Consider the following 11,733-nt stretch of genomic DNA (forward strand, 5'->3'; position numbering starts at 1 on the left):
AAGCCTATAATCAGACATGACAACAAGAGGAGAATAATTATGCTGGATGCACTGCTGGTAGACCTGAAAACCGTATGTGAGCAGCTGCTGCCGATTCTCGGAGCAGCTGCACTGATTTATCTCTGTATTTTGCTGAAGCATGCCTGGAAACTGATTGATACTGCAAACGATACCGTCAAGGGTCTTGATCCGACGGTCAAGCTTGCCAATGAGAGTCTTGAGAAAGTCCAGGCACCGTTAGATACGGTTGTCCGTCTGAGCCATTCTGTTGATGATGTTCAGGCAAAGACAGCAGCGGCATTTGCTAATGCGGGCGAATGGGCAACTCAGAATGTCGATAAGCTGAAGGATTTTGTCAGCTCGAAGACTTCTGCTTATGAAGCACCATCTGAACCTGCTTCTGAAGAGCAGCAGCCAGCGAAAGAGGAGGAAACAGCGCATGAGTGAAGAAGAAAAGAAGACGGAAGAAACTGCTTCTGCAGAAGAAACAGGAACGAAGGGAGAACGTCAGTCCATTGAATCCATCGAGCAGACCGTGGAAGATCTGAAGAAGAAGATCCAGGAACTGAGCGAGGAAAACGAGAAGAAAGCAGATCAGGAATCTGATGCCAAGCTGAATATTCCTGATTTCAAGCTGAACAAGGAGCAGAAGGAAAAGATCGAGGAAGTGAAAGAAGATACTGTGAAAAGCGTAAATCAGACGATTGATGAGATGAAGAAGCGGGCCAGCGATCTGACTTCTTCAGAAGATCTGCGCAAGACCCTCGATTACCTGAAGCAGAATGCATTCAAGGCAGTGGAAACCGCCAAGGGCAAGATCGAAGATATCAAAGAGAATCCGGATGTGAAGAAGACGCTGGATGATGCCGGCAGCAGGACGAAGGAATTCAACGAAACGCTGAAGCAGAAGACGGATCAGCTATTCCCGGAAGAGAATCGGGCTGAAGTCCGGAAGAACCTTCAGGAAGCCGGACAGAAGATGGCAGAAGGAGCAAAGACAGCCGGAAAGAAAGTGAATGAATTCATGGCAAAGCCGGAAGTCCAGGATGCGCTGCAGGAAGCAGGCAGGAAGTCAAAGGAGCTTGCAGACAAGGCCGGGGAAATGCTGAAAGATCTGTTCGGAAAGACCGGCGAGTAAAGGAGGCTTTCAATGAAGCGTGTAACAATCTATGACGTAGCAAAAGAAGCTGGCGTTTCCCTGGCTACGGTTTCCCGTGTGATCAACGGATCTAATGTAGTCAAGGAGCCTACGAAAGAACGCGTGCAGGCTGCAATTGAGAAGCTTGGCTACAAACCGAATGCGATCGCGCAGGGATTAGCCCTTCAGAAAACGACCACGATCGGCCTGGTGGTTCCAGAAGCGAGTTTCACTTATACCGGACAGATCATCAATGGTCTGATTGACGTGGCAAAGATCTACAACTACAACATCATGCTGCATACGATCACAGCCGGCATCACGGATATCAATGATGTCATCGAAGACATCATCAAATCCCGGGTTGATGGGGTTGTCATCTACAATGACAAGCTGAATACGGCTGAGATGCAGGAGCTCAACAACTACAACATTCCGATCGTCATCATCGGCAACCGGGTCAAGAGCGAGAACGTCAGCTGTGTCTATGTCGATATCGAGAAGGCAATCTTCGAGCTGACAATGAAATATCTGGAAGAAGGCAAGAAAGATATCGCGATTCTCGAAGACCGCAAGAATCCGTGCGCAACCAAGCAGATGATCCGCGGAGCGGAAGAAGCATTCCGCAGAAAGGATCTTCACTTCGGAGGCTTCCTGCGCATTCCGCCGGAAACTCGTACGAGCTATGCCTTCCTGAGCACGCATCTGAAGGATCACAAGTATGATGTGATGATCGGCAACCGGGACAGCCAGGCAATGGCAATTCTGAATGCGGCAAGAGAAAATGGCATTGAAGTGCCGAAAGATATGGAAGTCGTCTGCGTCATCGATACGAAGTACAATTCCATGATGCGGCCGACGATCTCGAGCTTCTCGATTCCTTCGTATGATCTCGGCGCCGTTTCGATGCGGGTTATGACGAAGATGCTGCAGAACCAGGCAGATATCGACCGCGAGATTGAACTGAGCTATCTGTTCACGCCGCGGCAGACAACGAAGAATTGACAGACANACGCAGTTGAATTATGATTGCGTGGCAATGAACGGAACAAGTAGCTGCAGAGGAAGGTCATAGAGAATTCCCGGCTGGTGGAAGGGAATCCGGAGCTTGCAGCGAATACATCCGGGAGCTTCCGGTCTCAAAAGGCCGGACGTGATGTTCCTGCGTTAAAGGATTCAAGGTGCATGGCTCTGGCCATGAACTAAGGTGGTACCGCGCTGAATCAGGCGTCCTTAGATTGATAAGGGCGCCTTTATTTATGGCTGCCCGGAAGGAGAAAAGAAATGGAATTCATCGAAGAACTGAAATGGAGAGGACTCGTCAAGGACGTGACCGACTATGAAGGACTGAAGGAGAAGCTGAAGACTCCGACCGTTATCTACTGCGGCTTTGACCCGACTGCAGACAGCCTGCATGTCGGCCATCTGCAGCAGATCATCCTGCTGCGCCGGTATCAGAACCAGGGACATACGCCGATCGCATTATGCGGCGGCTTCACCGGTATGATAGGTGATCCGCGTCCGACCACGGAGCGCAAACTGCTCACTCATGAAGAAGTGCTGCACAATGCCGAATGCATCAGGACTCAGCTTGCCAAGTTCCTTTCTTTTGACGGCGATAACGCTGCGATCATGGAGAATAACAACAACTGGCTCGGCAGCATGAATCTGCTGGACTTCTTACGTGATTACGGCAAGCTGTTCAATGTTTCCTACATGATCAGCAAGGACATCATCAAAAAGCGTCTGGATTCCGGCATTTCCTACACGGAATTCTCTTACACGATCCTGCAGTCCATCGACTGGCTGTCCCTGTATCGGAAATACCATTGTGAGATCCAGATCGGTGGTTCTGATCAGTGGGGCAATCTGACCAGCGGCATGGAGCTGATCCGCAAGGTCGAGAATGCGACGGTCTACGGCATCACATCGCCGCTGATCACGAAGTCGGATGGCTCGAAGTTCGGCAAATCCGAAGGAAAGAACATCTGGCTTGATCCGGCCAAGACCAACTCCTATGAGTTCTACCAGTTCTGGCTGAACACGCCGGATTCCGATATCATCGACTACCTGAAGCGTCTGTCCCTCCGTACGCCGGAAGAGATCATGGCCCTGGAAGCGTCCATGAAGGAAGCACCGGAAAAGCGCGAAGCCCAGAAAGCCCTGGCCGAAGAACTGACGAAGATTGTCCATGGCGAAGAAGGACTGAAGACGGCTCAGAAGATCACGGAAACGCTGTTCCATGGTTCCATTCTCGATCTGACTCCGGCCGAGCTGAAGGCTGGCCTTGCGGATGCAGAGAAGGCGGAAGTCGAAGAGAACATGCCGCTGGTCGATGCTCTGATCAGTGCCGGCATCTCGAAGTCGAAGCGCGATGCGAGAACGCTGATCCAGCAGGGATCCATCCAGCTCAATGGCGTGAAAATCACTGATACTGCTGCTGTCCTTCATGCGGAAGAAGCCTTCGATCATGAATTCAGCATTCTGAAGAAGGGCAAGAAGAATTACTTCGTTCTGAATTTCAGAAAGTAAGCTGCCAGGCCGGAATTTCCGGCCTTTCTTTTCGCCTTGCGCCGGGTTTCTGAATAGAAGCTCGCATGATATAATGCTTACCGAGGTAATCGGATGCAGAAATTTGAAACTCTGATCCTGTGCGGAATTCTGCTGCTCGGAGGGTGTTCTTCTCCGGATACGAGCGAATCTGCTGCACAGGCGGCATATGAAGGGTATTACACCAGCATTGAAACAAATAGCAGCTTCGCACAGTCCTCTCTCTATTATTCCGTCAGTGCGGAAATGACGGAGATGAGCGATTCGACATACCGCTATTACATTGTCATCGATAATCCGCAGATTGCGATGTATGACATCGTCGTGATGGCAGTGGAGAATGATATCCCGCTGGCATCTGCAGATAAGATGATGCCGAACATCGGTATTTTCGACAGCACGGAATACTGCATGATTCCATTTCAGTCCAACCCGGATGACGGCTATGTGAAAGGCCTTGTCATCAGCGGCGAGTGCACGAGCAATCCGGTCAGCCTGAAGATCCTCGTGGAATGGGATGACCGCAATGGCGAGAATACGCAGCGGGAATTCCTGCAGATGGAACTGACTCCCGATGGCATCACCAGCTCACCTGATCCTTCAGCATCCCCGGAGGCGGAGAACTGATCCATGACATCTGACGAAAAAAAGAAAGTAAAGTCTTCCTTCATAGCCGGCTCTCTGACAAGTTCTGCCGGCGTTTTCCTTTCCAAGCTGGTTGGTCTTCTGTATGTTTCTCCGCTGCACTCTCTGGCAACGCTGAACAACATGGACTACTATTCTGCAGCCTACAACTACTATTCCGTACTGCTGCAGATCTGTTCGGCTGGTCTTCCATATGCCGTCGCAGCGATCATCGCCAAGTATGCAAGCAAGGATGACTGGAAGACTGTCATGTTAGTCCGCCGGCTCAGCATCGGCATTCTGAGTGCCTTCGGCTTTGCGATGGCAGTCATCTTCGCAGCTGTATCCGGACCGCTTTCCTCAAGCGTGCTCGGACCGGAAGCCACTGCTGCGGATCTTCAGAAGCAGAAGATCACGTTCATCATTCTTTCTCTGGCATTGTTCCTCGTTCCGATTCTGTACAGCTACCGCAGCTTCTATCAGGGACTCAAAGACCTCAAGAGCTATGCCGATTCCCAGGTCATCGAGCAGTTTGTCAGAGTCGGTTTCTTGCTTGGGATGGGCTGGGTATGTATCTACATCTTCGGACTGGATCGGGTCTGGGCCGTCTATATGGCAGCCCTTGGCACCAGCATCGGTGCACTTGGAGCGCTGTTCTATTATCTTCGCTATGACCGCAGGCACATCGGACCGATCCGCCGGGCCGCAAGAAACCAGACCACCCGTCCGGTGGATCATAAAGTGCTGATGAAGGAGCTGTTTGCGTTTGGCGTCCCGTATCTGATCACGGCAATCTTCGGCAACTCCCAGGTGCTCGTCAATACGCAGTTCTTCGTCTCGACGATGACCAGCATGGGCATGGACTATCAGCTGGCCAGAAACCTGTATACGATCATCCAGCTCAACTGCGATAAGCTGACCAGCATCCCGCAGGTGCTTGGCATCGGCTTCTCTTCCGGCATTGTTCCGTATATGACGATCTCGCTCGAGCAGCGCAATTTCAAGGAACTGAGAAAGAATATCCGGGCCTGCCTGGATACGGTGCTGTACATCGGCATTCCGGTCTGCTGGGCACTCTTCACGCTGGCCAGACCGATCTATTTCGTGCTTTATGGCGCCGATCGTCTGGACTATGCGGAAGTATGCATGCAATGGGAAGCGCTGCTGGCGCTCTGCACGACGATCACGCCGATCTGCACATCGATGATGCTGACGCTGCATCTGAGAAAAGAAAGCATCTTCTATCTTGGGGTCGGCTTTGCTGTGAAGTGCGCGACGTTCTATCCGCTGATGCGTGCTACCGGCTATACCGGGGCAATTACTTCTTCCATTCTCTGTTCGGTAGCGATCATCTATCTGTCGCTTGCCAAGATTCATAACCGCTATCAGGTTTCCTATCGGGCAACGGTATTCCGGGCAGTGAAGATGCTGCTGGCATGCTTTGCTGTCAGCGGTGCCTTTGCGCTGATGCGTCTAGCCGGCTTTGATATTTCGCTTTCTTCCAGACCGATGGCCTTGCTCGGACTTGCAGTCTATGCTGCCGTCGGCGGACTGCTCTATCTCTATCTCACGATGCAGATGAAGATTCCGCAGGCCATCTTCCATGTGTCCGGAAAAGGCGTTCTGCGCAGAATCTTCCGTCAGGGGAGGGCATGATGCGGCTCGATAAAGCACTGGCGGATCTTGGCCTCGGAACCCGGAAGGAACTGAAGCAGCTGATCCGCTCCGGCCGGGTTTCGGTCAATGGAAGTCCTGCCTTGGATCCTGGCATGCATGTAGATCCGGAAAGAGATGAACTCATGCTCGATGATCAGAGACTTGCCTATGAGAAGTATGTCTACTTCATGCTCAACAAGCCCAAAGGCATCGTCAGCGCAACCAGAGATGATTCCGAGACGGTCCTGGATCTTCTGGACGAACCATATAAAGATCTCTTTCCATGCGGGAGACTGGATAAGGATACCGAAGGACTGCTGCTGATCACGAATGACGGTCCGCTTGCCCATACTCTGCTTTCTCCGAAACATCACGTCGAGAAAGAATATCTTGTAACGATCCGGGACATCCTTTCTGAGGAAGACCGCAAAAGGATCGAAGCGGGAATGATTCTGCAGTCAGGAGAGGTATTCCAGCCGGCACAAGTCATCCCGGTTTCCGATCATCAGATCCGTCTGATCCTGAAAGAAGGAAAATACCATGAGATCAAGCGGATGCTGCTGGCAGTCGGCAATGAAGTGACTGCCCTGAAACGTCTGCGCATGAAAAACCTGGTCCTGGATGAAACCTTAGGACCAGGCGAATACCGGCGTCTTACGGAAGAAGAACTTCAGAGCCTCAGAGCTCCGGAAGACTTCACTTCCAGCACACCTGTCTCACAGTAATTCCGGATTGCTTCAATGACCTGATCGGTCAGGGAAGCAGGCGTAGAGCTGCCGCTGGTCACTGCGGCAGTTTCTGCATCTTCAAACATTTCCTTCCGGAGGTCTGAAGCCTGCTCAATCAGATAGGCATGAGGAATTCCGGACTTCAGACCGATCTCTCTGAGCTGATTGGAATTGTTGGAATGCGGATCTCCGACCACGATCAGCACATCGGTGTCTTTCAGATTCATGACGGCTTTCTGACGGATTGTCGTCGCGTTGCAGATTTCCGGTGCAGTCACTGCCTCCGGATATTTTCTTCTGCAGGCCTGCATCAGTGCTTCCGTATCCAGAAGACTCAGCGTTGTCTGGTTCGTTATCAGCACATCGGAAAGGGGACCGAGCTCATTTAAGTCCTGCTCGCTGGAAATCAGATGCACCCGATCAGAGATGCCGATCACGCCCTCTGCTTCCGGATGATGTTTCTTGCCGATATACAGCACATCGCCATGCTTCACATGTTCGCGGACCAGGTCATGCGTCTTCATGACATCCGGACATGTCGCATCGACAATCTCCAGATGTCGTTCTGCTGCTTTCTGATAGACCGCATCGCTGACTCCATGAGCGGTGAATAAGACGATGCCTCCGTTTTCCGGAATCTCATCGAGCAGTTCAAGTCTGGTTTTGCCAGGATCCTCGAGACACCGGATTCCGAGCCGCTTGCATTCCGCGACGACAAACCGGTTATGCACGATCATGCCGAGCATGTAGATCGGAGTATCCGGGTGTTCTTTCACGGTCTTCTCGGCCGTCATGATGGCGCGTACGACCCCCTGGCAGTAGCCGCGGGGCACGACACTGATCAGCTTCATAGCAAAAGTTCCTTTCAAACTGGTATAATGCGTCCGTAAAGCTATTATAGAGGTTTGTATGAAGAAATTTGAAGACTTTGCTCTGAGCAGCAGAACGATGAAATTCATCGCATTGAATCACTTTACCCAGCCGACGCCGATCCAGGAACAGGTTATTCCTGCAGCCGTCAGCGGGCGGGATGTCATAGGTCTTTCCCGTACTGGAACCGGCAAGAGCCATGCGTTTCTGATTCCGGTCATGGAGCGCACGGATTCTTCCATTGACCATGTGCAGGCAGTCATCACGGCCCCGACCAGAGAACTGGCCGCCCAGCTGTATGAAAAAGCAAAGCTGATGAACAAGGCAGATCCTTCTCTCCGGATCCGTCTTTATGTCGGCGGCAAAGACCGTGAGAAAGATCTGAGACAGCTCAAGGCTTCCCAGCCGCATATTGCGATCGGCACACCTGGACGAATCAGAGACCTTTTTCTGAATGAAGGAGCTCTGCGCATCGATCAGGCTGAGATGCTGGTCATCGATGAAGCAGATATGACGCTGGAATATGGATTCCTGAACGAGATTGATGCATTTGCCGGAAGAATGGGAGAACACCTGCAGATGCTGTCATTCTCCGCCACGATGCCGGATCAGCTTAAGCCGTTCATACGCAAATACATGCATGAACCGGTCACGGTCAGAATCGGCGAAGAAGCCCGTCTGAATCCGAAGATCCGCCATATCCTGGTACCTTGCTATCACCATACGTATCTTGAGACCATCCGTTCCATTCTCCCGGGAATCCAGCCTTATGTCTGCCTGATCTTTGCCAATACGAGAGATGAAGCACATGAGATCGCAGAAGGACTCCGGGAACAGAAACTCGATGTCACGGAACTCCATGGCGATATGGAAAGCAGAAAACGCAAGCAGGCGATGCGCAGCATCGAGCAGTCGCTGAATACGTTTGTGGTCGCCACGGATCTTGCCGCAAGAGGCATTGATCTGGATACGGTAACGCATGTCATTTCCTGCGGCTTCCCGGAGGATCTGGACTACTATATCCACCGCGCAGGCAGAACCGGAAGAAACGGCTCTGACGGCATCTGCTATGCCCTTTACCATGAAAAGGATGATGCAGCAATCAAATCCCTTCAGAAGCGCGGCATCCGCTTTGAACACATCCGCTTCCGCAGAGGCCAGGGAGAAACGCTTCGTCCTTATGGACAGAAACATCTGAAACCGGATGATGAGATGGAAAAGCAGATCGCGATGATCATGACCAAGAAGAACAGCAAGGTCAAGCCGGGATACAAGAAGAAGCGGGCTGCTGCCATCGATCAGATCCACCGGAAGAAGAAGCGTGAATTCATCCGTGCAAAGATCCGCGAAGAAAAGAAAGCAATGTACCGGAAGAAGGCGTATGAAGAAAAATACGGATCAGAAAACTGAGATGATTCTCGGCTGCCATGTGAAGATGACAGCTCCGGATTTCCTGGAAGGATCCGTGAAAGAAGCCCTTGGCTATGGAGCCAATGCGCTGATGCTGTATACCGGCGCTCCGCAGAACACCGTACGAAGAGAGATCAGCACCATGCATGTGAAGGAAGCCCAGGCTCTGATGGCTGAAAACCATCTGCCCATGGACCGCATGATTATCCATGCCCCGTATATCATCAATCCTGCAAATTCCGTCAAGCCGGAAGTCATGGACTTAGCAAGAACGTTCCTGATCCAGGAAGTGAAACGCACTGCCGAAATCGGTGCCAGTTATCTGGTCCTTCATCCGGGCAGCTATACGACCACGGATCCGGAAACCGGGATTTCCACCGTCATCAGCCAGCTCAATGAGATTGATTCAGAACTGACAGATGGGGTGACCATCTGTCTGGAAACGATGGCAGGAAAGGGCAGTGAGATCGGTTCTTCTTTTGAACAGCTTGCCGAGATTCTATCCGGTCTTTCCCATCCGGAACGCTATGGCATCTGCCTGGATACGTGTCATATCAGCGATGCCGGCTATGACCTGACTGACTTCGATGCCATCCTTGATTCGTTTGATCACATTCTCGGCCTTTCCCGCCTGCATGTGATTCATCTGAATGATTCGAAGAATCCCCGCGGTGCTCATAAAGACCGCCACGCCAATCTCGGCCAGGGCATGATCGGCTTTGATCTTCTGCATTCCGTCGCAGAGAATCCGCGTACTGCTTCTATTGCGAAGATTCTCGAAACTCCGTATATCAATTCCAGGCCTCCGTATGCCATTGAGATCGACATGCTGAGAAAGGGAGTCTATGAACCGGAACGCCTGGAAGCACTGAATCAGAAAGAAACGGAAACCAAATAACCGGCAATGAAAAAAGCAGCTGGCTATCTGTCTTCTGCTTTTCTGATGGTCTCTTCCATCGCTGCTCTGATCACTTCAGATTGAGATACGCCGAGCTTCTTGCATGAAGCTTTGAACTCTTCTACAAAATCCTTTTTGTATCGTGGACTTACCTGATCAAAGTTTCCAGATGCTCGGCAATCCGGCAAGGGGATGGATTTGGAAACTGTGAATAAGAGAAAAATCTGCGGTAAAAGAAAGGAAGCCATCTATTCGGATGACTTCCTGCTGGTTTCAGATCTGTCCGCGTTCTTTCAGGATGGTCTGGATTTCTTTCTTCAGCTCTGATGCCAGATGATCCTGGGGAACGGTTCTGATGACTTTGCCATTGCGGAACAGGATTCCGGAATCATGACTGCCGGCAATGCCGATATCTGCTCTGGCTGCTTCCTGCATGCCATTGACCGGACAGCCCATGACCGCAACCGTGATATCGCTGTGAATGGACTGGAGATATTCTTCCATTTCCTTCACGATCGGTAACATATCATACTGAATTCTTCCGCAGGTAGGGCAGGCGATGAGATCCGGCTGATTCTCAATCAGATTGAAGCACTTCAGGAGCTGTCTGCCGATGATGAGCTCTTCTTCCGGCGGCCCGGATACGGAAACCCGGATCGTATCGCCGATGCCTTCATGGAGGAGAGTGCCTAATGCGGCGGAAGACTTGACGGCCGATTCCGTGAATCCGCCGGCTTCTGTGACACCGAGATGCAGCGGATAGGGGTAATGGGCAGCAGCGGCTTCATAAGCTGCGATGGTCAGTTCCACATTGGAGCTCTTGAAGGACAGGCAGATATCATGGAAATCCATATCTTCCAGGATCTTCACATGTCTGTCTGCACTGGCAATCATCGCTTCTGCGCATGGCTTGCCATACTGTTCGAGAAACTGCTTTTCCAGAGAACCGCCATTGATGCCGATCCGGATCGGAATATGACGTTCTTTTGCCATCTCGACGACGGCTCTGGTATGTTCTTCGCTGCCGATATTGCCTGGATTGATGCGGATTGCATCGACACCGCCCTCCATTGCCTTCAGAGCAAGCAGGTAGTTGAAATGGATATCTGCGACCATCGGAATCGAGATCTGTTTTCTGATCGCAGGAATTGCTTCGGCATCCGCCTCATCAAGCACTGCGATGCGGGCAATCTCGCATCCGCCTGCTTCCAGTCTTCTGATCTGCTCCACTGTGGCCTGCACATCTTTTGCCGGAACATTCGTCATGGACTGCAGCACACAGCGGTTCTGGCCGCCGATCTGCACATTGCCGACCATGATCGGTCGGGTTTCGGTACGCTTCATATATTCAAAAAGCCTCCTGCTTCCTATTATAATGGGCTGTCCTTCATTCCGGATGGAAAATCATCTTTCCGGTTTCTGCCCATGGGTATCCGGGAGGGTATCCGGGAGGGTTTGAAAAAATGCTTTCCAGAGTGAATTGATTATGCTATACTGTCTTTGCGTAATTTTGTAGTCAGGAGGGATCACAGGTGGCTAGAGAGAATATTACCTTCAAGTGCTCTGTCTGCGGTGAAGAAAACTATATCGGCACCCGCAACAAGCGCAAGCATACCGAGAAGATGGAAATCAAGAAGTACTGCCCGGTCTGCCGCAAGAAGACTGTCCATAAGGAGAAAAAATAAGCCGTCCGGCGAGGCTGCTGAAAAAGTGCGGTTATCGAATAACCGATTATGCCTCACCCATTAACCTATGAGCTGCTTGGACACGGATATCCAATTCAGAGCGATTAGCGCGTAATCTGAATCAATGCGATGATTATGCGCTTTTTCTTCATGTTTTGATTGAAACACATGCAT

The 11,733-nt window shown here is 51.2% G+C and carries 12 protein-coding genes and 1 other annotated feature; of the genes, 10 read left to right on the forward strand and 2 right to left on the reverse strand.

Annotated features, from left to right (window positions below):
• Positions 1 to 39: 39 nt before the first annotated feature.
• The 7 genes from FYJ51_RS00575 (at position 40) to FYJ51_RS00605 (ending at position 6,693) form a co-directional block, all read left to right on the forward strand.
• Entirely contained in the window at positions 40 to 447 is a 408-nt protein-coding gene (locus tag FYJ51_RS00575) for a hypothetical protein (RefSeq protein WP_105303672.1), read from the forward strand.
• On the forward strand, positions 440 to 1,138 hold the full coding sequence (locus FYJ51_RS00580; protein ID WP_105303673.1) for a hypothetical protein: 699 nt from the start codon (positions 440 to 442) through the stop codon (positions 1,136 to 1,138). Before FYJ51_RS00575 ends, FYJ51_RS00580 begins: the two co-directional genes overlap by 8 nt.
• Before the next feature lie 12 nt (positions 1,139 to 1,150).
• Positions 1,151 to 2,143, forward strand: a complete 993-nt coding sequence (locus tag FYJ51_RS00585) for a LacI family DNA-binding transcriptional regulator (protein WP_105303674.1) — start codon at positions 1,151 to 1,153, stop codon at positions 2,141 to 2,143.
• 25 nt (positions 2,144 to 2,168) lie between these two features.
• Positions 2,169 to 2,376: a binding site (T-box leader), on the forward strand.
• 46 nt (positions 2,377 to 2,422) lie between these two features.
• Positions 2,423 to 3,670 carry a tyrosine--tRNA ligase gene (gene tyrS, locus FYJ51_RS00590; protein ID WP_154502112.1) on the forward strand — a complete coding sequence of 416 codons (1,248 nt, stop codon included), beginning with the start codon at positions 2,423 to 2,425 and terminating at the stop codon, positions 3,668 to 3,670.
• Between the two features lie 93 nt (positions 3,671 to 3,763).
• On the forward strand, positions 3,764 to 4,315 hold the full coding sequence (locus tag FYJ51_RS00595) for a hypothetical protein (protein WP_154502115.1): 552 nt from the start codon (positions 3,764 to 3,766) through the stop codon (positions 4,313 to 4,315).
• 3 nt (positions 4,316 to 4,318) lie between these two features.
• Positions 4,319 to 5,968, forward strand: a complete 1,650-nt coding sequence (locus FYJ51_RS00600; protein ID WP_154502118.1) for an oligosaccharide flippase family protein — start codon at positions 4,319 to 4,321, stop codon at positions 5,966 to 5,968.
• Positions 5,965 to 6,693: a pseudouridine synthase gene (locus FYJ51_RS00605; RefSeq protein ID WP_328597257.1), complete on the forward strand. Its 729-nt coding sequence runs from the start codon at positions 5,965 to 5,967 to the stop codon at positions 6,691 to 6,693. The genes FYJ51_RS00600 and FYJ51_RS00605 overlap by 4 nt, the downstream gene beginning before the upstream one ends.
• Here FYJ51_RS00605 and ispH read toward each other — a convergent pair.
• Entirely contained in the window at positions 6,639 to 7,547 is a 909-nt protein-coding gene (ispH, locus tag FYJ51_RS00610) for a 4-hydroxy-3-methylbut-2-enyl diphosphate reductase (RefSeq protein ID WP_105303679.1), read from the reverse strand. The two genes, FYJ51_RS00605 and ispH, sit on opposite strands and share 55 nt — an antisense overlap.
• 58 nt (positions 7,548 to 7,605) lie before the next feature.
• Between ispH and FYJ51_RS00615 the strand changes: the two genes are divergently transcribed.
• On the forward strand, positions 7,606 to 8,976 hold the full coding sequence (locus FYJ51_RS00615) for a DEAD/DEAH box helicase (RefSeq protein WP_105303680.1): 1,371 nt from the start codon (positions 7,606 to 7,608) through the stop codon (positions 8,974 to 8,976).
• The gene (locus tag FYJ51_RS00620; RefSeq protein WP_408022615.1) at positions 8,948 to 9,874 is read left to right on the forward strand and encodes a deoxyribonuclease IV; all 927 of its coding nucleotides are present in this window, start codon (positions 8,948 to 8,950) and stop codon (positions 9,872 to 9,874) included. The genes FYJ51_RS00615 and FYJ51_RS00620 overlap by 29 nt, the downstream gene beginning before the upstream one ends.
• 273 nt (positions 9,875 to 10,147) lie before the next feature.
• On the opposite strand, the gene ispG is transcribed toward FYJ51_RS00620, so the two are convergent.
• Positions 10,148 to 11,218, reverse strand: a complete 1,071-nt coding sequence (gene ispG, locus FYJ51_RS00625) for a flavodoxin-dependent (E)-4-hydroxy-3-methylbut-2-enyl-diphosphate synthase (protein ID WP_154502121.1) — start codon at positions 11,216 to 11,218, stop codon at positions 10,148 to 10,150.
• 188 nt (positions 11,219 to 11,406) lie between these two features.
• Between ispG and rpmG the strand changes: the two genes are divergently transcribed.
• Complete coding sequence (gene rpmG, locus FYJ51_RS00630) at positions 11,407 to 11,559, forward strand: 50S ribosomal protein L33 (protein WP_105303683.1); 153 nt, start codon at positions 11,407 to 11,409, stop codon at positions 11,557 to 11,559.
• Positions 11,560 to 11,733: the final 174 nt, after the last annotated feature.

Origin of the sequence: Stecheria intestinalis, from assembly GCF_009696165.1 — a bacterium.
Taxonomy (GTDB): domain Bacteria; phylum Bacillota_I; class Bacilli_A; order Erysipelotrichales; family Erysipelotrichaceae; genus Bulleidia; species Bulleidia intestinalis.

Coding starts and splice junctions, on each gene's coding strand:
- FYJ51_RS00575 (WP_105303672.1), top strand. CDS start 40: ATGCTGGATGCACTGCTGGTAGACCTGAAAACCGTATGTGAGCAGCTG.
- FYJ51_RS00580 (WP_105303673.1), top strand. CDS start 440: ATGAGTGAAGAAGAAAAGAAGACGGAAGAAACTGCTTCTGCAGAAGAA.
- FYJ51_RS00585 (WP_105303674.1), top strand. CDS start 1,151: ATGAAGCGTGTAACAATCTATGACGTAGCAAAAGAAGCTGGCGTTTCC.
- tyrS (WP_154502112.1), top strand. CDS start 2,423: ATGGAATTCATCGAAGAACTGAAATGGAGAGGACTCGTCAAGGACGTG.
- FYJ51_RS00595 (WP_154502115.1), top strand. CDS start 3,764: ATGCAGAAATTTGAAACTCTGATCCTGTGCGGAATTCTGCTGCTCGGA.
- FYJ51_RS00600 (WP_154502118.1), top strand. CDS start 4,319: ATGACATCTGACGAAAAAAAGAAAGTAAAGTCTTCCTTCATAGCCGGC.
- FYJ51_RS00605 (WP_328597257.1), top strand. CDS start 5,965: ATGATGCGGCTCGATAAAGCACTGGCGGATCTTGGCCTCGGAACCCGG.
- ispH (WP_105303679.1), bottom strand. CDS start 7,547: ATGAAGCTGATCAGTGTCGTGCCCCGCGGCTACTGCCAGGGGGTCGTA.
- FYJ51_RS00615 (WP_105303680.1), top strand. CDS start 7,606: ATGAAGAAATTTGAAGACTTTGCTCTGAGCAGCAGAACGATGAAATTC.
- FYJ51_RS00620 (WP_408022615.1), top strand. CDS start 8,948: ATGAAGAAAAATACGGATCAGAAAACTGAGATGATTCTCGGCTGCCAT.
- ispG (WP_154502121.1), bottom strand. CDS start 11,218: ATGAAGCGTACCGAAACCCGACCGATCATGGTCGGCAATGTGCAGATC.